Origin of the sequence: Burkholderia sp. BCC1638 (assembly GCF_902833195.1) — a bacterium.
Lineage (GTDB): Bacteria > Pseudomonadota > Gammaproteobacteria > Burkholderiales > Burkholderiaceae > Burkholderia > Burkholderia diffusa.
Genome location: NZ_CADFEC010000003.1, coordinates 146,257 through 170,409 on the forward strand (window position 1 = coordinate 146,257; position 24,153 = coordinate 170,409).

The following is a 24,153-nucleotide window of genomic DNA, read 5'->3' on the forward strand; positions in this document are numbered from 1 at the left end:
GATGCGGGCCGACGCGGAGGCGCGAACCTCCGCGTGGCGATACGCGCTTAAGCCGCCGTTGCCGGCTTCGCCGGCTTCTGCAGCTTGCCCTTGCCGGCGCGCTGGATTTCCTCGAGCTTGATCTCGACGTGGCGCGAGAACACATACTCGGCCGGGCGCTGCTTCGCGATCGAGATGTCCGGCGCGAATGCGCCTTCCGTCTTGATACCCTTCCGGCTCACGGCAAACGCCTTCAGCGGATGCGCGATCGTGTCCATCACGGCGGTGGCTTCGAAGCCGCAGTGGACCATGCAGTCCGCGCACTTCTCGTAGTTGCCGACGCCGTAGTTGTCCCAGTTCGTGTCTTCCATCAGTTCCTTGAAGGTCTTCACGTAACCTTCGCCGACCAGATAGCACGGCTTCTGCCAGCCGAACACGGTACGCGCCGGGTTGCCCCACGGCGTGCACTTGTACGTCTGGTTGCCGGCCAGGAAGTCGAGGAACAGCGACGACTGGCTGAACGACCAGCGCTTGCCGCCTTCGCCGCGCTTCAGGATCTCGCGGAACAGGTTCTTCGTCTTGTCGCGGTTCAGGAAGTGCTGCTGATCCGGCGCGCGCTCGTACGCATAGCCCGGCGACACGGTGATGCCGTCGACGCCGATCGGCCCCAGCGTGTCGAAGAACTTCGCGACGCGCTCAGGGATCGCATCGTTGAACAGCGTGCAGTTGATGTTCACGCGGAAGCCGCGGCGCTTCGCTTCCTTGATGGCCGCGACCGCCTTGTCGTACACGCCTTCCTGCGACACGGAATGGTCGTGCATGTCCTTGTCGCCGTCGAGGTGGACCGACCAGACGAAGTACGGATTCGGCTGGTAGTCGTCCATCTTCTTTTCCATCAGGAGCGCGTTCGTGCACAGGTACACGAATTTCTTGCGCTTCATGATGCCCTTGACGATCTCCGGCATCTCCTTGTGGAGCAGCGGCTCGCCGCCGGCGATCGACACGATGGGCGCGCCGCACTCGTCGACGGCTTCCAGGCATTCCTCGACGGACAGGCGCTGGTTCAGGATCGGGTCCGGATAGTCGATCTTGCCGCAGCCGTTACAGGCGAGGTTGCAGCGGAACAGCGGCTCGAGCATCAGCGCGAGCGGATAGCGTTTGTTGCCGGACAGGTGTTGGCGCATGATGTATGCGCCGACGCGGACTTGCTGGAGCAGCGGAATAGACAAGAGTTGTCCTCCTTAAACTTCGCGGGCGACAGCTTGCGTAAGCTTCGCCGGCAACTTGAATTCGACTTTTTCCTCACGGCCCGCCATCGTCGTGACATCGACGGGCCCCAGCGCGCGCAGCGCGCCGATTACATCCTCAACCATTTCCTCGGGTGCCGACGCGCCGGCGGTCAGGCCGACCGTCTGCACGCCCGCGAACCATTCGGGCTTCACTTCCGAGCCGTCGGCGACGAGATAGCTCGGCACACCGCTTTCGGTGCCGATCTCGCGCAGGCGGTTCGAGTTCGAGCTGTTCGTCGCACCGACGACCAGCAGCACGTCGACCTGGCCGCTCAGCTCGCGCACGGCGGCCTGGCGGTTCTGCGTCGCGTAGCAGATGTCGCGCGTGTCCGGGCCGACGATGTCGGTGAACCGGCGCTGCAGCGCTTCGATGATGCCGCGCGTGTCGTCGACCGACAGCGTCGTCTGCGTGACGTACGCGACCGGCGTGTCGACCGGCAGCGTCAGCGTATCGACTTCTGCCTCGCTCTGCACGAGGATCACCTCGGCCGGAATCTGGCCGATCGTGCCCTCGACTTCCGGATGGCCCGCATGGCCGATCAGGATCAGCCGGCGGCCCGCCGCGACGTACTGGCGGCCCTGCACGTGCACTTTCGTGACGAGCGGGCAGGTTGCGTCCAGCACGTCGAGCCCGCGCGTTTCGGCGTCGCGTTCGACCGTCTGGGCGACACCGTGCGCGCTGAAGATCGCCACGGCCCCATGCGGCACCTCGTCGAGCTCCTCAACGAATCGTGCCCCTTTATTACGCAGATTTTCGACGACATGCCGGTTATGCACGATCTCATGACGCACATAGACCGGCGCGCCGTGCTGTTGCAGCGCGCGATCGACGATCTCGATCGCACGGACAACCCCCGCACAAAAGCCGCGGGGCTGGGCAAGGATGACTCGCATAAGTGAGCGAACTCCGACGACAGACGCCGGGGTTCGAGGAGCTGGCACTGCTCGCTCGCCCCGGCTTGATGTTATGAAGGCAGGAAACGAACCGGCCAGGCCAGGCCCCGGAACCCCGAATTAATCGCGCATTTTAACCCTATCGCGCCGTCCTTGCTCTGGTGCCGTATCGGCCGTGTTGCATCCGCCGCAGAGCCGCGTCGGCGCTCGCGCGCGCGGAACCCGGTAAACTGCGCGGTTTCGCGGGCAACCTGTCCGGCTGCCCGGCGTCGCGCTCATTTCAAGGCCATTCGATGACCGTCGATTCTTACGCGTATTGCCCTGCCGCCGATGCGGTCATGGGTGTTTTTACTCAGACCCCGATTATGACCGGACGATCCGATGCTGCTCACGCCGGCATCCGGCAGGAGGCGTGCCGATGATGCTGGCGATTACCTTCCTGGTATCTGGCCTGTCGCTGCTGATCTGGATCGTGCTGCTCGTCGCGCGCGGCGGCTTCTGGCGCGCACGCCCCGCGCGGGCGCTGCCGCCCGAGGCACGCGGCGCCGCAGCCGAGGCCGGCTGGCCGGCCGTGGTCGCGGTCGTGCCGGCGCGCAACGAGGTCGACGTGATCGCCCGGGCGGCGACGTCGCTGCTCGAGCAGGATTATCCGGGCGACTTTCATCTGATCATCGTCGACGACCACAGCGACGACGGCACCGCCGATGCGGCCCGCGCCGCCGCGCTCGCGATCAACCGCGCCGACCGCCTGACGGTGCTGGCCGCGAAACCGCTGCCGGCGGGGTGGTCGGGCAAGGTATGGGCGCAGTCGCAGGGCATCGCCGCGGTGCGCACGCTCGGGCTGCCGGCCGACTATCTGCTGCTGACCGATGCCGACATCGGCCATCCGCCGGACGCCGTCGCCCAGCTCGTCACACGCGCGCAGGCCGAACAACGCGATCTGGTGTCGCTGATGGTGCGGCTGCGTTGCGATTCGTTCTGGGAAAAGGCGCTGATCCCGGCGTTCGTGTTCTTCTTCGCGAAGCTCTATCCGTTCTCTTGGATCAACAATCCGCGCAACCGGACGGCCGGCGCCGCGGGCGGCTGCATGCTGGTCAAGCGCAGCGCGCTCGAGGAGGCGGGCGGCATCGAATCGATCCGCGGCGCGCTGATCGACGACTGCAGTCTCGCCGCGCAGATCAAGCATCGCGGCAGCGGCCGGCATCCGATCCGGCTCGATCTCGCCGACCGCAGCGTGTCGCTGCGTCCGTACGACAGCTGGCGCGACATCTGGAACATGATCGCGCGCACCGCGTTCACGCAGCTCCACTATTCGCCGCTGCTGCTCGCCGGCACGCTGCTCGGAATGACGATCATCTACCTCGTGCCGCCCGTGGCCGCGCTCGCGTACGGCGCGCGCGCGTGGCCGGCGTGGCTCGCATGGGCGTCGATGTGCACCGCATATGCGCCGATGCTGAGCTACTACCGCCGCTCGCCGCTGTGGGCGCCGGCGCTGCCGCTCGTCGCGCTGTTCTACGTCGGTGCGACGTTCGCGTCCGCGTGGCGCTACTGGCGCGGCAAGGGCGGCCAGTGGAAGGCGCGCGTGCAGGCGCCAGTGGAGCGCTGACAGACGCCGGCGAATGCCGGTCGTTGCTCCGGGTTCCGGAAAGCAAAAAGCCCGATCGATTGTGAATCGATCGGGCTTTGTCATATGCGGCGGCGCCGCACGTGCTTACCGCTGCGTCAGCATCATGTACATCTGGATCACGACGTCCGGCGAGAACGTGAACGGCACCCAGCCGTAGCCGGTGTGGCGCGCGACCAGCAGGCGGTCGCCGTTGGACTGCTTCTGCACGGCCATCATCGGGTTCTTCGTCGTCACGAAGCGCCAGCCGGCCGGGATGCCCGGCGGCGGTTCCGGCTGCATCGACGCGCGCGCATGCGCGAGTTCCTCGATCAACTGGCCGAGCTGTTCCGGGTGCAGCGTGATCGACTGGCCGTTGACGGTCAGCGTCAGTTCGTTCTGCGACGGGCGGGCGACGTGCAGCGTCGGCTTGTCCGCGACGGCGTCCGCTGTTTCGGCAGCGGGGGCGACTTCGATTGCGGTGTCGGCGGCCGGCGCGACGACGGCGGTGCCGGCATCGGCGGGCGCTGCCGCGGCTTCGTCGGCGGTCACCGCCACGGCTGCGTGCGCCACCGGCTCGACCATGGATTCGACAACCGGTTCGACGACTTCGGCCGCGACGGCCGGCGCGGCTGCCACAGCCGCCGCGTTCGTCGCGGCGTCCTTCACGACGGCTTCGACCAGCGCTTCCGCGTCGGCGATCGCCTTCGCGTGACGCTCGGCGGCCGCTTCGGCCTGCGCGATCGCTTCGGTGTGGCGCTGCGCGACGGCCTCGGCCTCGGCAGTCGCCGCCGCGTGGCGTTGCGCGGCCGCGTCGGCTTGCGCGATCGCTTCGGTGTGACGCTGCGTGACGGCTTGGGCTTCGGCGGTTGCCTCGACATGGCGCTGCGCGGCGGCTTCCGCTTCGGCGATCGCCTGCGTGTGACGCTGCGCGAGTGCCTCCGCCTCGGCGATCGCGGCCGCGTGACGCTGCGTCGCTGCCTCCGCCTCGGCGGTTGCTTCAGCATGGCGCTTCGCGGCGGCTTCGGCTTCCGTGGCGGCCGCTGCATGACGCTGCGCGGCTGCATCCGCTTCGGTCGCGGCGGCGTGATGACGCTGCGCGGCGGCCTCGGCTTCGGCGATCGCGGCCGCATGACGCTGCGACGCGGCTTCGGCATCCGCGTGACGCTGGGCGAGCGCTTCGGTCAGCGCGGTCGCCTCGGCGTGCCGCTCGACGGCGGCCTCGGCCTGGGCGGTGGCTTCGATGTGGCGTTGGGCGGCGGCTTCGGCCGCGGCGGTGGCGTCCGCGTGGCGCTGCTGCGCGGCTTCGGCGTCGGCGGCTGCGGCCGTGTGGCGCTGCGCGGCGGCCTGTGCTTCGGTCTCGGCGGCGGCGTGACGGGCGGCGGCGGCTTGGGCTTCAGCCGCGGCGGCGCGCGCGAACGCTTCCGCGCTGCGTGCCGCCTGCTGCGCGGCGTGGTGATCGTGGAGGAGCCGATCGACGCCCGCGTTGAGCGAATCGATCTGTTCGTTCAGGTTCATGCGTGTCTTCTCTGCGTAAGACCCGCGATTTTAACCGCTGCGCCGGTGCCGGTCCGTCAGCGACGTGTAACAAAGTGCGCAAAGCGGCGTGAAGCACGCCGCTTTGTGTTACTTCAGATAGCCCGCCGAGCCGAACCAGTCCAGCGCGTCGCGCAGTCCTTCCCGGTACGGACGCGCGCGGTAGCCGAGCTCGCGCTCGGCCTTCGCGGACGTGAAATACATCTTGTTCTTCGACATCCGCAAGCCATCGACGGTCACGAACGGCTCCTTCTTCGTGAACTTCGCGACGGCCTCCGCACCGACCGCGAGCGGGTAGAGCGGCCAGCGCGGCAGCGCGATCGTCGGCGCCTTGCGGTTCGTCATCTGCGCGATGTCGGCCAGCATCTGCTGCAGCGGCAGGTTCTCGCCGCCGAGGATGTAGCGCTCGCCGATGCGGCCGCGCTCGAGCGCGAGGAAGTGGCCGTGCGCGACGTCGTCGACGTGCACGAGGTTCAGGCCGGTATCGACGAACGCGGGAATCTTGCCGAGCGCGGCTTCGACGATGATGCGGCCGGTCGGCGTCGGCTTCACGTCGCGTGGGCCGATCGGCGTCGACGGGTTGACGATCACGGCCGGCAGCCCTTCGTCGGCGATCATCCGCTCGACCGCGCGCTCGGCCAGCACCTTGCTGCGCTTGTACACGCCGATCGCCTGCTCGGCGGTCAGCGGCCGGTTCTCGTCGGACGGATCGCCGGCGCTCGTGACCTTCAGCGTCGCGACGCTGCTTGTGTAGACGATCCGCTCGACGCCCTCGGCACGCGCGGCGCGCATCGTCGCGACCGCGCCTTCGAGGTTCGCGCGCTCGATCTCGTCCGGATCCGGCGCCCACAGCCGGTAGTCGGCCGCCACGTGCAGCAGATAGCGCACGCCGCGCAGCGCGGCGCGCATCGACGTCTCGTCGCGCATGTCGCCGGTGACGATTTCAGCGTCGAGATCCGCGACGTTCGTGCGCGGGCTGGTCGGGCGCACCAGCACGCGCACCGCATAGCCTTTCTGCTGTGCGATGCGTGCGACGGCCGAGCCGACGAAACCGGACGCGCCGGTGACGAGAACGAGATCGCGGGAGGTATCAGTCATGCGTTTCCTTCAGGGCCGCGCGCGGGCGGCGCGGCGGTTGTGCGTCGGCGAGATTGTACGTGGTCGGCGCGCCCGGCGACGCGAGCGCCGCGCGGCGGCCGCAGCGGGCGTCGGCGGCCGCGTGCGGCCCGCTTGCCGGGCGCGTGTGCGAAGCCGCCGACGCGACTACAATGCCGGGCTTGAATGCTACGGGAGGGCGACGCGATGAGCCGCAATGAACTGGACGAACGGATCGAGACCTACTACGTGCGGGTGCGCGGCGTCGTGCAGGGCGTCGGCTTCCGTCACGCAACGGTGCGCGAGGCGCATGCGCTGAAGCTGCGCGGCTGGGTCGCGAATCTCGAGGACGGCAGTGTCGAGGCGATGATCCAGGGCCCCGGCGCGCAGATCGACCGGATGCTCGCCTGGCTGCGGCACGGGCCGCCGTCCGCGCACGTGACCGAGGTGACGTTCGAGGAGCGTCAGGTCGAAAAGCGCTTCGAGCGCTTCCAGCAGCAGTAAGGCGAAAACAACATGACGGGGTATCCGGAGGCCGGTCGCGGCATCGCGCTGTCGGTGATGGCGTCGACGCTGTTCGCGCTGATGTCTGCCTACGCGAAACTGCTCGCGCCGCTCACCGGGCTCGACATCTTCGCGTGGCGCATCCTGTGGACCGCGCCGGGCGCGCTCGCGCTGATCGCGCTGCGCGGCCGCTGGCCGGCGCTCGTCGAACTCGTGCGGCGCGGCGTGCGCGACTGGCGCCTGCTGATCGCGCTGCCGGCGAGCGCGGCGCTGCTCGGCCTGCAGCTGTGGCTGTTCCTGTGGGCGCCGCTGCACGGGCGCATGCTCGAAGTGTCGCTCGGCTATTTCCTGCTGCCGCTGACGATGGTGCTCGTCGGCCGCTTCTACTATCACGAACGCCTCGATCCGCTGCAATGGGCGGCGGTCGCGTGCGCGGCGCTCGGCGTCGCGCACGAGGTGTGGGCGACGCGCGCGTTCGCGTGGCCGACGCTCGTCGTCGCGCTCGGCTATCCGCCGTATTTCGTGCTGCGTCGCCGGATCAACGCCGATTCGCTCGCCGCGTTCGCGCTCGAGATCGCGCTGCTGTGTCCGGTCGCGCTCGCGATGGTGTCGGCAAGCGCGACGCCGGTCGCCAGCCATCCGCTGCTGTGGGCCGTGCTGCTGCCGGGGCTCGGCGTGCTCAGCACGCTCGCGCTCGCGAGCTACCTGAAGGCGAGCCGGATGCTGCCGATGGCGCTGTTCGGGATCCTCGGCTACGTCGAGCCGGTGCTGCTCGTCGCGGTGTCGCTGCTGCTGCTCGGCGAGACGCTGAGCGTCGCGCAGCTCGCGACGTACGGGCCGATCTGGGCCGCCGTCGCGCTGACCGCGTGGCACAGCGCGATGCTGATGCGGCGCTTGCCGATGCGCGGCTGAGCGTCATCGCCCGGCGGCGCGACGGCGGCTGCGAACGTGCCGCGCATCGCGTGTGCGTTGCGTCGAATCTCGCGATGCCGGCGTCGAACTGGCAGCGCGCTGACGCCCGGCTGGCGGCCTTGCCAGCTTCGTATCGTCGACGTCACGCCTGTAATCGAACAGAAGATTCCGTTGCACTTTGTTACTTAGGGTATCCCCCGGCCGGCCGCTAGACTGACCTGACCGTCTTCTCTTCGTATGCGGCTTTTCCATGAACGGTCATTTCCGTGCCGGGCCGGCCGGGTTGGCGCGATGCGAGCATACGCGCATCGCCGCTGATCGCGTTCGCCTTCTCTCTTCCGATTCTTCCACCGGTGCGTGCCGCGCCGTCGTCGCGCAGGTGCGGCCATGTCGTTGAGCATGCCGCCCGCCGTCTCGGTGCCGCCGGCGCGCGGCGGCCGCCTGATCGAAGTCGATTTCTTTCGCGGCATCGTGCTGCTGATGATCGTCGTCGATCACATCGGCGCGAGCATGCTGTCGCGCGTGACGCTCCACGCATTCGCGCTGTGCGACGCGGCCGAGGTGTTCGTGTTCCTCGGCGGCTTCGCGACCGCGAGCGCGTATGGCGCGATCGCCGACCGGCACGGCGCGCGCGCCGCGCAGCGGCGGTTCGTGCACCGCGCGATGCAGATCTATCGCGCGTTTCTCGCGACGTCGACGCTGATGCTCGTCGTGTCCGCCGTGCTCGACCATTACGGGATCGACGCGCCGAACCTCGCGCTCGACGACGTCAGCGTGATGCTCGCGTCGCCGCTCACGGGCGCGGCCGAGCTGCTCACGTTCCAGCGCCAGCCGTATCTCGCGTCGGTGCTGCCGATGTACGTGCTGTTCGCGCTCGCGTCGCCGGTGATCGTGCCGTTCGCGCGTCGCCATCCATGGCTGCTCGTCGCGTCGAGCGCGGCGTCGTGGCTCGCGGCCGGCTGGCTCGGCCCCGAACTGCTGGACACCGATGGATTCCGCTGGAGCTTCAATCCGTTTGCGTGGCAGTTGATGTTCGTCGCCGGCGTGCTCGCGCGCTGCCAGCCGTTCTACCGGCACGTCGCGCTCGGGCGCTGGAGCGCCGCGGCGACCGGTGTCGCGTGCGCGGTCGTGCTCGGTTGCGCCAGCTACAAGCTGTTCTCGGGGCTGCCGGTGCCGGAAGGCGTGCTCAAGCGCGATCTCGCGCTGCCGCGCATAGTGAGCTTCGCGGCGATCGCGTGGCTGATGGCCGATTGCGTGCGCCGAGGCTGGATCGCGCGCATCGCGCAGGCCGTTCAGCCCGTCGTCGCGGTCGGCCGGCGCGGCCTGATCTGCTTCGTCGCGGGCGCGGCGATCTCGCTCGTCATCGATTCGCTGCTGCATCCGGTCGCGAACGGCGCCGAGCTGCGGCACATCGGCGTGGGCTTCGCGGCCGACGCATGCGCGGTCGGGCTGATGATGGCCGTGGCGGGTTCGGGAACGTGGTTCGCGCGCTGGCGCGGCGCGGCCGCATGAGCGGCACGGAAGCATCGATAACGCGGAAGCACGGAGGCGGCACGCGGGGTGCCGCGCGGCGTCGGTGCGGTCAGTGAGGTGAGCCGATGCGGGAGCGGGGGACGGCGGTCGCGTCGTCGGATTCGGCGTCGTCGCGTTCGTCGGACTTCGGATCGTCCTGCTCCGCGAGCACCGCGTCGGCTTCGGCCGCGGCCCGGGCGGCGCGCAACGCGGTGCAGCGCTGCGCGTGCCGGATATCCGACAGTATCCTCAAGAGCCGAGTCGTTTTGCTTTTCATGATCTTCTCCCGCCAGTGCGCATCGCGACGGAGCGGATGCGCCGTTGCAACCAGTGTAGGACGTGCTGGCCGCGCTGGCGGGAGAATGTGGCGTGCAGGCCGCACGCCGAGGGATAGTACTTACTGCGCCGAGGCCATCGCCTGCGCCTGAACCGCTTCTTCCTCGCGGCGTTCTTCCGCGCAGCGCTGATGCTGACGCGACAGGCGGTTCATCATCGGCAGCAGCAGAAGTGCGAGCAGCATGCCGATCGCGGCGAGCCAGCCGAGCTTCTCGAACAGCGACAGGTAGAGCGGCAGCGATTCGGTGGCCGGCAGGTCGTGCGACGGCATCTGCGCGAAGTTCGCGACGACGCTGCCCAGATACTGCGACACACCCGTCGCGACGAAATACGCGCCCATCATGAAGCCGCTCATGCGCGCCGGCACGTAGCGGGCGATCATCGCGAGGCCGAGACCGCTCACCAGCAGTTCGCCGAGCGAGTAGAGGCCGTAGCCCCACACCATGAACCACGACGACACGCGACCGTCCACCGCGTAGCGGCCGCTGATCGTGAACACCAGGTAGCCGGCCGCCACCGCGCCGAAGCCGAGTGCATACTTCGCCGCGACCGGCAGGTCACGGCCGCTCTTCGCGACCGCGTTGTAGACCCACACAAGCACCGGGCTCAGCATCATGATCCAGATCGGGTTCAGCGCCTGGAACTGCGCGGCGCTCCACGTGAACAGCGTCGTGCCGAACAGGATGAAGCGCGGATCGACGTTGCGCAGCGCGAACAGCGTCAGCGACGTCGACATCTGCACGTAGAAGATGAAGAACAGGATCACCTGGCCGATCAGCACGAGCGCCGCGATCAGCCCCGCGCGCTCCGAGCGCTCCGACTTCGCGATCATGTACGCGAAGATCGCGAGGATCGCGAATGCGGCCGTCCACACGCTCGCGACCGCGAGCTGCTTGTGCTGCAGCACGTACAGCGTGATCAGCGCGAGCGCGACGCCGCCTGCCGCCACGCCGCCGAGGCGCTTCCAGCGGATCGGTTCGTCGTCGGGCTGCGAGCCGATGTGCGCGAGCGTGCGGTGCATCAGCATGAAGTTCAGGATCGCGAGCAGCATACCGGCGCAGCAGACCGCGAACGCGGTGTGCCAGCCCCAGTGATCCTTGATCCACGGCGTCGCGAGCATCGACACGGTCGAGCCGATGTTGACCGCCATGTAGTAGATCGTGAACGCGCTGTCGATGCGCGCATCGTCGCCTTCGTAGATGCGGCGCACGAGGTTCGCCGCGTTGGCCTTGAACAGGCCGTTGCCGACGACGATCACGCCGAGCGACGCATACATGTATGCCAGCGCGTCGTTCGGCACCGCCAGCATCAGGTAGCCGGCGCACAGCACGGCCGCGCCGATGATCATCGTGCGACGGGCGCCGAGCACCTTGTCGCCGATCCAGCCGCCGATCGACGGCGACGCGTAGACGAGCGCGGTGAACGCGCCCCAGGTCAGGTTCGCATGGCTGTCGGTGAAACCGAGCCGGTCGACCATGAAGAGGACCAGGAGCGCGGCCATGCCGTAGTAGCCGAAGCGCTCCCACATTTCGATAAGGAAGACCGTCGTAAACGATCGGGTCTGTGAAACAGGTGCGTGCATCATCAATCTCGTTTGAAACGGACGGCGCGGATCGCGCGTCGCCTTGGGGGTCGAACTGGCGCCGGAGCACTGTGGCCGGGTAGGCTTTGCGTCGGCGATGGAGCAGTCGGGCGGTTAGCCCGGGCCGGGGTCGGACGCCGCCAGGCAAGGCGGTGCAAGGCCCCGACCGGCGCGCGAATGGTAACGTTTGCCGGTCCGGTGCGTCAGGTCCGCGCCACTCAGGGAAACTCCCGATATGGCAGCAGCTTTCAGGAACATTTGTCTCATCATCTATTTGTAAGCTTCGCGCCCGTTCTCCGCAAATTCCCGGAGAGCCGCTTGCAGCTTGCCTGTGAAGCGGGCGAGTCTGGCAAGATAGCGCGTCGTTTCGCTCGCTTCGTGCCCTGTTTAGTGCACCGGGCTCAACACCGAAGACGTGTGCGAAACCGAAGACTAAGCCAAATCGATCTAACTTAGTTACTTTCCATCAAACATTTTTTGACGACCACATTTCGGCCTGCTATGGTTCCCCCCACTGAAAACTCGCAGTCGGCAGACGCTGCCGCAGCACTGGGCAGCAAGATCCGCGCGTTGCGCCAACGACTCAAGCGCACGCTCGACGACACCGCTACCGCCGCGGGGATTTCGAAGCCGTTTCTGTCTCAAGTCGAACGCGGGCTCGCGTCGCCGTCGCTGACGTCGCTGGCCGGTATCGCACAGGCGCTCGGCGTGACGGTGCAGTACTTCGTGGATACGCCGAGCGAGGAACGCTCGGTCTGCAGAGGCGATCAGTTGCGCTTCTTCGGATTCGCCGATTCGGCGAACCTGTTCGCGAGGCTGACCAACGTGACCGAAGGGCGTCAGCTCGAGGCGATCCTCGTGCGGATGCCGCCGGGGCAGAAGCGGTCTGAAGTGACGACACATGCAGGAGAGGAGTTCCTGTATGTGATTGAAGGGGAAGTGTCGCTGACGCTGGAAGGCAAGACGTTCGTCCTGCAGGCCGGCGACAGTTCGCACTATCAGTCGACGGTCCCGCACAGCTGGGTCAACACCGCGAAGATCGAGTCGGTGGTGGTCTGGGTCGGTACACCGCGGCTGTTCTAACGCACAGGTATTCCTTCGTTTCCGAGACGGAATGCCTGTCGAAAGAAACGTAAGGAATACTAAGATGCAATACGAGAATCACGGGCCTCCTCAATCGCTGAACCCGTCAGCGTCTCACGCGTAACCGCGGCATTCGCCGCGCATCGCTCACCGAACAACCTTCTCAAGACCGCCACGATGAAATCCTTGCATGCCATGTCGGCCGTGCTGGCCGCGCTCGCCCTGACGACGCCCGCCGCTCACGCCGTGACCGTTCCGTCGAACGTCGCGCTCGCTCCTCAACAGGACCTGACGCGCCAGGTGCCCGCCGAAGTCGAATCGCTCGACCCGGCGCACATCGAGTCGTGGACCGGCAACACGATCGGCCTCGACTTGTTCGAAGGGCTCGCCCGCATCGATGCAGCCGGCCAGGTCGTGCCGGGCGTCGCGCAGTCGTGGGAGCGCAAGTCGCCGCAGACGTGGATCTTCAAGCTGCGCCACGATGCGAAGTGGAGCAACGGCCAGCCGGTGACGGCCGCCGATTTCGTCTATTCGTGGCAGCGCCTCGTCGACCCGAAGACGGGCTCGAAATACACGATCCTCGTCGAGTTCGTGAAGAACTCGAAGGACATCATCGCCGGCAAGGCCGCGCCGACGACGCTCGGCGTGCGCGCGGTCGACCCGTACACGCTGGAAGTGACGACCGACGTGCCCGTCGCGTTCTTCCCCGAACTGACCGCGATGGTGCCGCTCGCGCCGGTGAACAAGGACACCGTCGCGAAGTTCGGCGACGCATGGACGCGACCGGGCAACATCGTCAGCAACGGTGCGTACCAGCTCGTCGACTGGCAGCCGAACAACCGCATCGTGATCTCGAAGGACGCGAAGTACTGGAACGCGCCGAAGGTCGTGATCAACAAGGTCACGTACCTGCCGATCGAAAGCGACGAAACGGCGATGCGCATGTACCAGGCCGGCCAGATCGACTACAGCTACTCGATCCCGTCGGGCATCTTCCAGCAGGTCAGCAAGCAGTTCGGTGGCGAACTGCGCCCGGGCCTGCAGCTCGCGACCTATTACTACTACCTGAACAACAGCGACGCGGCGCTCAAGGACAAGCGCGTGCGCCAGGCGCTGTCGATGGTGATCGATCGCGACGTGCTGACGTCGAAGCTCACGCAGGCCGGCGAGAAGCCGATGTACGGCCTGATGCCGAACGGCACGAAGGGCGTGCAGCCGTTCACGCCGGAATGGGCGTCGTGGCCGATGGCCAAGCGTATCTCGACCGCGAAGGACCTGCTGAAGCAGGCCGGTTACTCGGACGCGAAGCCGCTGTCGTTCACGCTCACGTACAACACCAACGACCTGCACAAGAAGGTCGCGCTGTTCACCGCATCGGAATGGCGCACGAAGCTCGGCATCAACACGAAGCTCGAGAACGTCGAGTTCAAGGTGCTGATGAAGGAGCGGCATGACGGCAAGGTGCAGATCGCGCGCGACGGCTGGTTCGCCGACTACAACGACGCGATGACCTTCTTCGACCTGATCCGCTGCGGCAGCTCGCAGAACACTGTCGGCTACTGCAACAAGCAGGTCGACACGTTCGTCGACGACGGCAACCAGAAGCTCGACGACAAGGCGCGCGCCGCGCTGCTCACGCAGGCGCACGACACGGCGATGAACGACACGCCGATGGTGCCGCTGTTCCAGTACTCGGCGGACCGTCTCGTGAAGCCCTACGTGGGCGGCTACTCGCTGAAGAACGTGATCGACATGCGTGCTTCGCAGGACATGTACCTGATCAAGCACTGAGCGGAGCGATCATGCTGGCCTACGCATTGAGACGCACGTTGTGGGCGGTGCCGACGATTCTCGCCGTCATCACCGTCTGCTACCTGCTGCTGCACTTCACGCCGGGCGGACCGTTCGATACGGAGAAGCAGCTGTCCGCGGCGACGCTCGCGAACCTGAACGCGAAGTACCACCTCGACGAGCCGCTGTGGAAGCAGTACCTGCTGTATCTCGGTTCGCTGCTGCAAGGCGATCTCGGCCCGTCGTTCCGTTACGTCGACTGGTCGGTGAACGATCTCGTGAAGAAGGCCCTGCCCGTGAGTCTCGGCGTGGGCGGTGTGTCGATCCCGATCTCGATCGTGTTCGGCGTGCTGCTGGGTACCGTCGCGGCCGTGCGCCGCGACAGCCTGATCGATCGCTTCGTGATGCTGATCGGCAACTTCGGCAACGTCGTGCCGCCGTTCGTGCTCGGCCCGGTGCTGGTGTGGATCTTCGCGATCCTGCTCAAGACGTCGGCCGGCAACGGCTGGCTGCCGGCCGGCGGATGGGGTGACGGCGGCTGGCAGTACCGGCTGCTGCCGATCGTGCTGCTGACCTTCATCAACGTGTCGCTCCTCGCACGCGTGATGCGCGGCTCGATGATCGAGACGCTGTCGAGCAACTACATCCGCACCGCGCGCGCGAAGGGCCTGCCGGGCTCGACGATCGTGCTGCGTCACGCGCTCAAGCCCGCGCTGATGCCGGTCGTGTCGCTGTTCGGCACGGTCTGCATCACGTCGATCACGGCGGCCGTCGTCACCGAATCGGTGTTCGCGCTGCCGGGGCTCGGGCAGCTCGTCGTGAACGGCGCGATCAACCGCGACTACACGCTGGTGCTCGGCCTCGTCGTGCTGACGACCGTCTGTGCGGTGCTGTTCAACCTGCTGGTCGACCTCGCGTACGCATGGCTCGATCCGCGCATCCGTTATTGAGCGAGGCACTGCGATGACTCCGACTACTCCCGTCGTCAGTCTGCCCGTGCAGACCGACTCGCCGCCGCGTTCGCGCTCGCCGCTCGCGCTCGCGTTCGCGCGCTTCCTTCACAACCGCGCGGCCGTGTTCAGCCTCGTGCTGCTCGCGCTCATCACGCTCGCGTGTTTCGTCGGCCCGTGGCTGCTCGCGGCCGATCCCGCCGCGAGCGACTGGGGCGCGATCAGCCTGCCGCCGACGCTCGCGAACCAGCACTGGTTCGGCACCGACGAACTCGGCCGCGACCTGCTCGTGCGCACGCTGATCGGCGGCCGCGTGTCGATCGAGGTCGGCCTGCTCGGCACGCTGGTGTCCGGCCTGTTCGGCGTCGCGTGGGGCGCGACCGCCGGCTTCGCGGGCGGCCGTGTCGACTCCGCGATGATGCGCGTCGTCGACATGATGTACGCGATCCCGTATCTGTTGATCGCAATCCTGATGATGACCCTGTTCGGCCGCTCGTTCATGCTGGTCGTGCTGACGATCAGCGCGTTCTCGTGGATCGACATGGCGCGCGTCGTGCGCGGCCAGACGCTGTCGCTGCGCAATCGCGAGTTCGTCGACGCGGCGCGCGCGATCGGCGTGTCGCCGGCGTCGATCGTGGTGCGCCACGTCGTGCCGAACCTGCTCGGCGTGGTCGTCGTGTACGCGACGGTGTCGGTGCCGAACATCGTGCTGACCGAATCGGTGCTGTCGTTCCTCGGCCTCGGCGTGCAGGAGCCGATGACGAGCTGGGGCGTGCTGATCCAGGACGGCGCGCAGAAACTGGAATCGATGCCGTGGCTGCTGCTGGCGCCGGCCGTCATGCTGTGCGTGACGCTCTATTGCGTGAACTTCGTTGGCGACGGCCTGCGTGACGCGCTCGACCCGAAGGATCGCTGAAATGGCTGCACTGCTGGAAGTTGAAAACCTCGGCGTGCGCTTCTCGCGCAAGGACGCGCCGCCGATCGACGCCGTGAGCGGCGTGTCGTTCTCGCTCGAAGCCGGCAAGACGCTCGGCATCGTCGGCGAATCGGGCTCGGGCAAGAGTCAGACCGTGATGGCGCTGCTCGGACTGCTGGCCGGCAACGGCACGACGACGGGTGTCGCGCGCTATCGCGGCGACAACCTGCTCGAGATGGATACGCGTGCGCTGAACGCGGTGCGCGGCGACCGGATCGCGATGATCTTCCAGGATCCGATGACGTCGCTCAATCCGTTCCTGACGATCGAGCGGCAGATGACCGAGACGCTGCAACTGCATCGCAAGCTGTCGCGCAAGGAAGCGACCAGGCGCGCGATCGAGGCGCTCGAGTCGGTGCGCATTCCCGACGCGGCGCGTCGCATCCGCATGTATCCGCACGAATTCTCCGGCGGCATGCGCCAGCGCGTGATGATCGCGATGGCGCTTCTGTCCGAGCCGGAAATCCTGATCGCAGACGAGCCGACCACCGCGCTCGACGTGACCGTGCAGGCGCAGATCATCGATCTGCTGCGCGAGCTGAACCGCGAGCGTGGCACCGCGATCGTGCTGATCACGCACGACATGGGTGTGGTGGCAGGCCTCGCGGACGACGTGATGGTCATGTATGCGGGCCGCACCGTCGAATACGCGCCGGCCGAATCGATCTTCGCGGCGCCGTCGCATCCGTACACGATCGGTCTGCTCAACGCGCTGCCGCGCCTGACCGACGCCGACGATGCGCCGCTCGTCGCGATTCCCGGCAATCCGCCGATGCCCGGCACCGCGCCGGCCGGCTGCGCGTTCGCGAAACGCTGCACGTATGCGGAGGAGCGCTGCGGTGCCGCGCGCCCCGCGCTCGAAACCTATGGCGCCGCGGGCGCGGTGCGCGCGTGCCACCGGCCGCTGGCCGATCTGACGGGAGGTCTGCGATGAGCGTCGATGAACGCCGCAATGCCGGCGCGACGGGCGACACGCTGCTGTCCGTCGAGGATCTGAAGGTGCATTTCCGCGTGCCGCTCGGCGGCTATCCGTGGTCGCCGAAGGGCACGCTGCGCGCGGTCGACGGCGTGTCGTTCGACGTGAAGCGCGGCGAGACGGTCGGGCTCGTCGGCGAGTCGGGCTGCGGGAAGTCGACGCTCGCGCGTGCGCTGATCGGCCTCGTGCCGATGACGGCAGGCACGGTGCGCTGGCGCGGTGAAGCCGTCGCGCCCGATCACCTTCGCGGCACCGCGATGCGCCGCGAAGTGCAGATGATCTTCCAGGATCCGCTCGCGTCGCTCGATCCGCGCATGACGATCGAACAGATCGTCGCGGAGCCGCTCGTCACGCACCACGCCGGCCTCGGCCGCGCCGAAGTGCGGCGCCGCGTGGTCACGATGCTCGAGCGGGTCGGCCTGAACGCGCATCACCTGCTGCGCTACCCGCACGAATTTTCGGGCGGACAGTGTCAGCGTGTCGGCATCGCGCGTGCGCTGATCGGCGAGCCGAAGCTCGTGATCTGCGACGAGCCCGTCTCGGCACTCGACGTGTCGATCCAGGCGCAGATCGTGAACCTGCTGCGCGATCTGCAACGCGAACTGTCGTTGTCCTATCTGTTCGTCGCGCACGACCTGGCGGTGGTGAAGGCCATCAGCCAGCGCGTGCTCGTGATGTATCTCGGCCGCGTGATGGAGTTCGGCACGCGGCATGACGTGTACGGCGTGCCGCAACACCCGTACACGAAGGCGCTGCTCGACGCGGCGCCGACGCCGGAGCCGGCGCGCGAGCGTGCTCGCCGTCCGATGCTGCTGGCGGGCGAGATGCCGTCGCCGCTCAACCCGCCGTCCGGCTGCGCGTTTCGCACGCGCTGCCCGGTCGCGATCGACGCGTGCGCGCAGGACGTGCCGCTGCCGGAAGTGCGGCACGGCTCGGCGGCGCGTGTCGCGTGCATCCGGGCGGGCGTGGCGGCGTGAAGTGACGCAGCAAACATAACCAGGCAGGTCAACAGGGGTAGGGTGCGGCGCGAATGATCTTCGCGTCGCGGGTAAAGGCGCGTCCTTAACCGGGCTCGCCGGGGGGCTGGAAGCGGATCGCAACCGGCGTGGACGACATCAACACAAGACGAGAATGACGATGAAAAAGCAAAAGACGATCGGGACGGCATCGAAGATGCTGCTTGCATGGGGCTTGCCTGCGCTTGCCGGCGTATCGCTGAGCGGCGTCGCGCACGCCGACGACGCGGCCCCCGCACCGCTGACGGTCGCGCAGGCCGCGCCGTCCGCCGGCGCCGGCGCGACGGTTGCGCAGGCAACGACCCCGAACGCCATTATCAACGCCGAGGCGAACCAGGCCGTCACGCCGCCCGATGAGCCTTCGGCGCAGTCGAAATCGAACGGCTTCATCGCCGACAGCCACCTGAACTTCCTGTTCCGCAACTATGCGGACACGCTCGACAACAAGGGCGGACCGCATCGTCACGCGTGGGTCCAGGGTGCGATGGCGAACTTCGAGTCCGGCTACACGACCGGCCTGATCGGCATCGGCTTCGACGCGTCGCTGTATGCGGCGTTGAAGCTCGACGGCGGCGCCGGCGCCGGCAGCATGGTGCACATCGCGAAGGGCGGCGGCGGTTCGAACCAGCTTGCGTGGGCCTATCCGGGCATCTACGACGTGAAGGCACGCATCTCGAACACGGTGGTCAAGTACGGTCTGCAGGCCGTCGACAACCCATTCATGGAGCAGCACGACAACCGCGCGCTGCCGCCGACGTTCCTCGGCGCGACGATCGTCAGCAATGAGTTCAAGAACGTGATGCTCGAGGCCGGCAGCTTCACGAAGACCGACGCGCGTGGCCACACGACGCTCACCAACCTCACGACCCAGTACGGCGGCACGCGCATCAATCGCCTGACCTACGTCGGCGGCACGTGGGACTACTCGCCGGACGGCGAAGTCGCGCTGTACGCAAACCAGGCCGATGACGTGTGGCACCAGTACTACGCGTCGGTGAAGCACAGCATCGGCGATACGAAGTCGATCAAGTGGACCGGCTTTGGTAACGTTTACTCGACGCACGATACGGGCGACGCGCTGCAGGGCAAGATCAACAACAACGCGTACAGCCTGTCGCTGGCCGCGCAACACGGCCCGCACGAACTGCTGCTCGGTTATCAGCAGGTGCTCGGCGACCAGTTCTTCGACTACCTGAACGAAACCAACGGCATCTTCCTGACCAACTCGATGGACGTCGACTACAACGCGCCGCACGAAAAGTCGCTGCAGCTGCGTTACACGTTCTACGGCAAGGAAGCAGGCCTGCCGGGCTTCAAGGCGATGGTGTGGGGCGTGACGGGCTGGGGCGCGGATGCGAGCGCGGGCGCGGCGGCGGATCCGAGCAAGTCGAGCATCTACTGGAGCAACGGCGCACCGGTGCAGGGCCGTCACCACGAGTTCGGCTTCATCCCGTCGTACACGTTCCAGAGCGGCAAGCTGAAGGACACGAAGGTCACGTTCATCGCGATGTGGCACAACGGTTCCGCGCACTACTCGGACGCGACCAACAAGGAATACCGCCTGGTCGTGAACGTGCCGCTGCACGCGTTCTGATCGAAGGGGGGCGCAACGCCCCCTTCGGCATTTCTCGTCTCGCGCGGCCGGCCTGCGGTCAGTTCGATCAGGCCGGCTTGTGCAACCCCGCCACCGGATCGTTCGCGGCGGGGATGTCTTCCACCAGCGACGTGAGCTGGCGGCCCGTGTCGCGCCAGGCGTCGAGACCGCCGCGCAGCGGCAGCGCATCGGTGAAGCCCGCGTCGAGCAGGCGCTTGGCCATCAGCGCAGCCGTCACTTCGTTCGGGCACGAGCAATACACGACGAACTTCTGCGAGAACGGGTAGCGCGCGACGATGTCCTCGATGTGCCGCTCGTCCGCGAACTGAGCGCCCGGAATCGTGAACGGGTCGAGCTTGCGGTGCTCGGGCGAACGCACGTCGAGCACCACCGGCGCGGCCGCGTCGCGCAGCAGCAGATCGAGTTCGTCGACGCCGATCCGCGCGCTCGCGAGCTGGCGGATCAGCGCACGGCGGCGCATCCAGCGCACGGCCGCATAGACGGCCAGCAGCGCGACGATCACCAGCAGCACCGCGCGGCCGAGCCGGCTCGCGCCGGCGAACAGCCAGTCGATCTGCCGATAGAACACGAGCCCCGCGACGAGCCCGACGGTTGTCCACAGCGCGGCGCCGAGCGCATCGTAGCCGGCGAACGTGCGATAGCGCGTGCCGAGCGCGCCGGCCATCGGCACCGACACGAGCGACAGCCCCGGAATGAAGCGGGCGACCGCGAGCACGCGCACGCCGTAGCGGCCGAAGAAGCGTTCGGTTTTCCTCACGCAGGTATCGCGCGACAGCGACAGCCGGCAGATCGTCTTCAGCGTCGTGCCGCCGTAGCGCCGCCCGGCGACATACCACACGGTGTCGCCGATCAGCGCGCCGAGGACCGACAGCGCCAGCACCGTCAGGAGCTGCGAGCCGATCATCGCCGGATGCATCGCGGCCATCGCGCCGAACAGCACGAGCGTCGGCATCGCCGGCACGGGCAGGCCGATGGCCGCCGCCAGGACGTTGGCGAAGACGAGAAGCGGCCCGTATTGGGCGACGAGGTCACGGAGCATGACGGCTGGCCGAAAAGGGAGCGCGTGAGGAAGGTACGCGAATGGGCCGATTATCGGCCATTTTCAAGCGGGCGGAGGGGAATGACGGAAAGCGCCTGACGGCGGCAGGGAAATGCGGACAGAACGGTGAGCCAGTGCATTGCACGCGGCTCACCGTTCGACATCAGGAAGGGGTGCGGGCGAGCGACGCGGCGCCGTGGTTTTCGCCGGGCAGCTCGGCGCCGTGCGAGCGGATCGCCGCGATCAGTTCGGCCGGCGTGATCTCGTAGCGGACCTCGCGGTGAATGCCGGGCTTGCGTTCGTCGATCTCGATCAGCAGCACGCTCTTGCCGTCGCCGGTCGATTCGAGCCTGAGCGAGCGCAGTTCGCGGCCGTCGGCCGGGTCGTGTTCGGTGAGCAGGGTCATTGCCCCGGATGAGCCGGTAGTGCGCATCGAACCTATCCTCGTGTCGTGTGTGCCAGATTGGCGAAGATCTCGTTGTTGAATGCAGCTTGACGAAGTTTAACGCGAACGGGCCGCAATACGGAGCATTTTCGTGGACCCGAAATGAGGGCTGCACCACCGATCCCTCTGATGTTTGAGCCGCGCCGGGCGGGCGTTTCAGCCGGATCGGACCGCGCCGCGCCCGGCGCCCGGCCGGCGCTCGGGTCGGGCGGGCGCAGTGCCGTCAGAAGCGACCCGGTGAGCCCCATCGCCGGGCCGCTGACCGAGTGGCGACCCGTTTCGACGCGGCCGGCCACGCGGCGCGAGAAGCTCGCGCCGCTGTCGGCGGTGACGACGAAGTCGTACCAGTGGGCGAGGTCGCCGGTGAAGCGGCGGCGATAGCCGTGCGGGCCGTGCATCCACAGGTCATATTTGCCGCCGTCGTCGGCCAGCGCCGCCCAGTCGCCGCGCAGCGCCTTGCCCGGTTCGACGACGTAGCGGCGTGGCGCGCGGTCGAGGTGTCTCGTCGTGATGTCGAACACCGCTGCCGCGCGGCCCGTGTTCGCGAACGTCAGCGTGACGGTGCCCTTGCGGGCGTCGATCTGCGCGCTCGCATGCAGCTCGTATGGCAACGCGCGCGACAGCCGTTGCCGGGATCCGGCACGCCGCGCGTTCGTGATGCGGAAATGACATGGCGTGTCGCGTTCTTGACGTTGCGTGCGCAACGAACAAGCGACGCGCGGTGCGGATGTTGGAACGGTCTGAAATTACCGATTTGTGCGCGTGATGTCGGTAAGAAATTGCCGATTTCGTGAGGGCGACGTGACGCCATGTAGTTGCGCGTGCAACGTTATAGACTTGTGCGTCGACCATGTTTCATTCGCATGAAATCGGATAAGCTCGGTGCGTTGTTGCGTTCGCGCGGCGACAAGCCCCGGCACGATACTGCGACTCCACCCAGTCATGACCGATATCACGATCCGGCGCGGCGAGACGCACGACGTCGATGCGATCCGGCAGATCATCGTCGCACCCCGCGGTGTACATGAACGCGCTCCAGCATCCGTTTCCGTCGCGCGAGAAATGGCGGCAGCGGCTCGAACGCCTGCGCGAACAGGGCATTCGTGCATGGGATCGGGCGGCATGACGGGACGATGTCGACGAAGCGCACGTCATATCCATTCGAGAATTCGTTTGTTTTCAACCGGCCGCGTGAATCGTATCGTCGAGCGATTTGCCGGTCGTCGCGATTGTCGCGGTCGACACGGCTGCGCGATGTGAGCATGCAGCGGCCGGTCGTGGCTTACCTTGTCGATGCCCTTCGTCGTTTCGTCGTTTCGTCGCTTCATCGTGTTTTCGTTTCGCCGCTTCCCGCAACCGTCTCTTTCAACGGAACCCGTCTCGATGAAAACCGTTCTCCGTAACGTGACTGCAGCCTGCTTGTTCGCCGCCGCGGGTGCGGCGTTCGCCACCACCGCGCCGCAGGGCGCCGCCGTATCGAGCCCGTCGGGTGACGGCGCGCATCTGCCGCCCGGCATCGCGTGGCAGCAGGGCGACGTCGATGCCGCGTTCGCGCTCGCGAAGCGCACCGGCAAGCCGCTGCTGCTATACTGGGGCGCCGTGTGGTGCCCGTCGTGCAACCAGGTGAAGTCGACGATCTTCAGCCAGCAGGCATTCAAGACCCGCTCGTCGTTCTTCGTGCCCGTGTATCTCGACGGCGATACCGAAAGCGCGCAGAAACTCGGCGAGCGCTTCAAGGTGCACGGCTATCCGACGATGATCCTGTTCCGCCCGGACGGCACCGAGGTGACGCGGCTGCCGGGCGAGGCCGATCTCGACCGCTACATGCAGGCGCTGTCGCTCGGGATGACGGCCGCGCATCCGGTGCGGCAGACGCTCGCGACCGCGCTGAACGACGGCGCGGCACTGACGCCGGCCGAATGGCATCTGCTGGCCGACTATTCCTGGGACACCGACGGCGCGCTGCCGGTGCCGGCCGACCGTGTCGCGGTGACGCTGCAGACGCTGTCGCAACGCGCGCGTGCGGCCGGCGCGAAGGCGGACGCCGCGCGGTTCGCGCTGAAGTCGGCGGTGGTGGCGGCATCGGACGATCCCGCACAGGCCGGCGCGCTCGACAAGGCGGCGCTCGCCGACGCGCTGCGCGCGGTGCTGCGCGAGCCGGCGTTGGCGCGTGCCGATTCGGACGTGCTCGTCGCGGCGCCCGCGCGCGTGGTCGCATACCTCGGCGGCGACGCCGCCCAGCGCACGAAGTTGCGCGGCGCGTACGACACGGCGCTCGCGCGCCTGTCGACCGATACGACGCTGTCGTCCATCGACCGTCTGATGGCGCTGCACGGCCGCGTGCTGCTCGCGCGCGACGATGCGCACGCCGGCGCGCCGCTCGCCGCGCCGGCGCTGGTCGATACCGCACGCAAGCAGATCGCGGCATCGGTGCAGGGCGCCGCGAACGCGTACGAGCGGCAGGCGCTCGTCAGCGAAGCGGCGGACACGCTGACCGACGCCGGGCTGTTCGACGAATCCGACGTCTTGCTGAAGGCCGAATTGCCGCGTTCGTCGACGCCGTACTACTTCATGTCGGGACTGGCCGCGAATGCGAAGGCGCGCGGCGACAAGGCCGCGGCGCTCGACTGGTACCGGAAGGCGTACGACTCAGCGAGCGGCCCGGCGACGAAACTGCGCTGGGGCGCGACCTATTTCGCGAACGCGGTCGCGCTGGCGCCGGACGATTCGGCGCGGATCGAGGCGATCGCCGCGAGCGTGCTCGCGCAGGCCGGCAAGACCAAGGATGCGTTTTATGGGGCGAACCTGCGCGCGTTGACCAAGGTCGTCACGCAACTGAATCGCTGGCGCGGTGGCGGCGCGCACGACGCGTCGGTCAGGTCGGTCGTGAAGCAGTTCGACGGGGTGTGCGCGAAGTTGCCTGCGGGCGATCCGCAGGCAGCGGCATGCGCGAAGCTGATCGAGCCGGTGAAGGCGTGATGGCCTGCGAGAAAGCGGCCGGATGGAACGGCCGCGTCGTG

20 protein-coding genes and 2 pseudogenes are annotated in these 24,153 nt (G+C 67.5%); 13 read left to right on the forward strand and 9 right to left on the reverse strand.

Annotation, left to right across the window (positions count from 1 at the left end):
• Positions 1 to 47: 47 nt before the first annotated feature.
• Together hpnH and ispH are read right to left on the reverse strand one after the other, a co-directional pair.
• Positions 48 to 1,208, reverse strand: coding sequence for an adenosyl-hopene transferase HpnH (gene hpnH, locus HWX22_RS04290; protein WP_059528840.1), 1,161 nt, complete (start codon positions 1,206 to 1,208; stop codon positions 48 to 50).
• A 12-nt stretch (positions 1,209 to 1,220) separates the two neighbouring features.
• On the reverse strand, positions 1,221 to 2,162 hold the full coding sequence (gene ispH, locus HWX22_RS04295; protein WP_011659818.1) for a 4-hydroxy-3-methylbut-2-enyl diphosphate reductase: 942 nt from the start codon (positions 2,160 to 2,162) through the stop codon (positions 1,221 to 1,223).
• 418 nt (positions 2,163 to 2,580) lie between these two features.
• Here ispH and HWX22_RS04300 point away from each other — a divergent pair, with 418 nt between their 5' ends.
• Positions 2,581 to 3,768: a glycosyltransferase gene (locus tag HWX22_RS04300; RefSeq protein ID WP_175908592.1), complete on the forward strand. Its 1,188-nt coding sequence runs from the start codon at positions 2,581 to 2,583 to the stop codon at positions 3,766 to 3,768.
• A 105-nt stretch (positions 3,769 to 3,873) separates the two neighbouring features.
• Here the strand turns inward: HWX22_RS04300 and HWX22_RS04305 are convergent, their stop codons facing one another.
• Together HWX22_RS04305 and hpnA are read right to left on the reverse strand one after the other, a co-directional pair.
• The gene (locus tag HWX22_RS04305) at positions 3,874 to 5,283 is read right to left on the reverse strand and encodes a phage tail protein (RefSeq protein WP_175915103.1); all 1,410 of its coding nucleotides are present in this window, start codon (positions 5,281 to 5,283) and stop codon (positions 3,874 to 3,876) included.
• Between the two features lie 108 nt (positions 5,284 to 5,391).
• Positions 5,392 to 6,399: a hopanoid-associated sugar epimerase gene (gene hpnA, locus HWX22_RS04310; RefSeq protein WP_059528829.1), complete on the reverse strand. Its 1,008-nt coding sequence runs from the start codon at positions 6,397 to 6,399 to the stop codon at positions 5,392 to 5,394.
• 204 nt (positions 6,400 to 6,603) lie between these two features.
• Between hpnA and HWX22_RS04315 the strand changes: the two genes are divergently transcribed.
• The 3 genes from HWX22_RS04315 to HWX22_RS04325 all read left to right on the forward strand — a co-directional run bounded on the left by HWX22_RS04315 (position 6,604) and on the right by HWX22_RS04325 (position 9,324).
• Positions 6,604 to 6,900 (forward strand): acylphosphatase, encoded by a 297-nt coding sequence (locus HWX22_RS04315; RefSeq protein WP_059528826.1) that lies wholly within the window; start codon positions 6,604 to 6,606, stop codon positions 6,898 to 6,900.
• Between the two features lie 12 nt (positions 6,901 to 6,912).
• The gene (gene rarD / locus HWX22_RS04320) at positions 6,913 to 7,812 is read left to right on the forward strand and encodes an EamA family transporter RarD (protein WP_175908590.1); all 900 of its coding nucleotides are present in this window, start codon (positions 6,913 to 6,915) and stop codon (positions 7,810 to 7,812) included.
• Positions 7,813 to 8,199: 387 nt separating this feature from the next.
• Positions 8,200 to 9,324: an OpgC domain-containing protein gene (locus HWX22_RS04325; protein WP_059815200.1), complete on the forward strand. Its 1,125-nt coding sequence runs from the start codon at positions 8,200 to 8,202 to the stop codon at positions 9,322 to 9,324.
• Between the two features lie 70 nt (positions 9,325 to 9,394).
• On the opposite strand, the gene HWX22_RS04330 is transcribed toward HWX22_RS04325, so the two are convergent.
• Together HWX22_RS04330 and HWX22_RS04335 are read right to left on the reverse strand one after the other, a co-directional pair.
• Positions 9,395 to 9,601, reverse strand: a complete 207-nt coding sequence (locus tag HWX22_RS04330) for a hypothetical protein (RefSeq protein WP_059528816.1) — start codon at positions 9,599 to 9,601, stop codon at positions 9,395 to 9,397.
• 120 nt (positions 9,602 to 9,721) lie between these two features.
• On the reverse strand, positions 9,722 to 11,245 hold the full coding sequence (locus HWX22_RS04335) for an oligopeptide:H+ symporter (protein WP_059815193.1): 1,524 nt from the start codon (positions 11,243 to 11,245) through the stop codon (positions 9,722 to 9,724).
• Between the two features lie 498 nt (positions 11,246 to 11,743).
• Here HWX22_RS04335 and HWX22_RS04340 point away from each other — a divergent pair, with 498 nt between their 5' ends.
• From HWX22_RS04340 to HWX22_RS04370, 7 genes are all read left to right on the forward strand, one after another.
• On the forward strand, positions 11,744 to 12,325 hold the full coding sequence (locus tag HWX22_RS04340) for a cupin domain-containing protein (RefSeq protein ID WP_059448921.1): 582 nt from the start codon (positions 11,744 to 11,746) through the stop codon (positions 12,323 to 12,325).
• Positions 12,326 to 12,502: 177 nt separating this feature from the next.
• Positions 12,503 to 14,116, forward strand: coding sequence for a peptide ABC transporter substrate-binding protein (locus tag HWX22_RS04345; RefSeq protein ID WP_059815190.1), 1,614 nt, complete (start codon positions 12,503 to 12,505; stop codon positions 14,114 to 14,116).
• Between the two features lie 11 nt (positions 14,117 to 14,127).
• Positions 14,128 to 15,066: an ABC transporter permease subunit gene (locus HWX22_RS04350; protein WP_059528807.1), complete on the forward strand. Its 939-nt coding sequence runs from the start codon at positions 14,128 to 14,130 to the stop codon at positions 15,064 to 15,066.
• A 13-nt stretch (positions 15,067 to 15,079) separates the two neighbouring features.
• On the forward strand, positions 15,080 to 15,982 hold the full coding sequence (locus HWX22_RS04355) for an ABC transporter permease subunit (protein WP_059528804.1): 903 nt from the start codon (positions 15,080 to 15,082) through the stop codon (positions 15,980 to 15,982).
• Position 15,983: 1 nt separating this feature from the next.
• Positions 15,984 to 16,976 carry an ABC transporter ATP-binding protein gene (locus tag HWX22_RS04360; protein WP_175908588.1) on the forward strand — a complete coding sequence of 331 codons (993 nt, stop codon included), beginning with the start codon at positions 15,984 to 15,986 and terminating at the stop codon, positions 16,974 to 16,976.
• Positions 16,973 to 17,995, forward strand: a complete 1,023-nt coding sequence (locus tag HWX22_RS04365; protein WP_059528798.1) for an oligopeptide/dipeptide ABC transporter ATP-binding protein — start codon at positions 16,973 to 16,975, stop codon at positions 17,993 to 17,995. The genes HWX22_RS04360 and HWX22_RS04365 overlap by 4 nt, the downstream gene beginning before the upstream one ends.
• A 160-nt stretch (positions 17,996 to 18,155) precedes the next feature.
• Positions 18,156 to 19,628: an OprD family porin gene (locus tag HWX22_RS04370; RefSeq protein WP_175908587.1), complete on the forward strand. Its 1,473-nt coding sequence runs from the start codon at positions 18,156 to 18,158 to the stop codon at positions 19,626 to 19,628.
• A 67-nt stretch (positions 19,629 to 19,695) separates the two neighbouring features.
• On the opposite strand, the gene HWX22_RS04375 is transcribed toward HWX22_RS04370, so the two are convergent.
• The 3 genes and pseudogenes from HWX22_RS04375 to HWX22_RS04385 all read right to left on the reverse strand — a co-directional run.
• A complete protein-coding gene (locus HWX22_RS04375) occupies positions 19,696 to 20,688 on the reverse strand; it encodes a DedA family protein/thiosulfate sulfurtransferase GlpE (protein ID WP_059528794.1) in 993 nt (330 codons plus the stop codon).
• Between the two features lie 163 nt (positions 20,689 to 20,851).
• Complete coding sequence (locus HWX22_RS04380) at positions 20,852 to 21,121, reverse strand: hypothetical protein (protein ID WP_040138862.1); 270 nt, start codon at positions 21,119 to 21,121, stop codon at positions 20,852 to 20,854.
• 251 nt (positions 21,122 to 21,372) lie between these two features.
• Positions 21,373 to 21,753, reverse strand: a pseudogene (locus HWX22_RS04385) (phospholipase domain-containing protein); the annotation flags it as partial.
• 322 nt (positions 21,754 to 22,075) lie between these two features.
• Here HWX22_RS04385 and HWX22_RS04390 point away from each other — a divergent pair.
• A pseudogene (locus HWX22_RS04390) lies at positions 22,076 to 22,235 on the forward strand (GNAT family N-acetyltransferase); the annotation flags it as partial.
• Between the two features lie 281 nt (positions 22,236 to 22,516).
• Positions 22,517 to 24,112: a thioredoxin family protein gene (locus HWX22_RS04395; protein ID WP_175908585.1), complete on the forward strand. Its 1,596-nt coding sequence runs from the start codon at positions 22,517 to 22,519 to the stop codon at positions 24,110 to 24,112.
• The last annotated feature ends 41 nt before the right edge of the window (positions 24,113 to 24,153 follow it).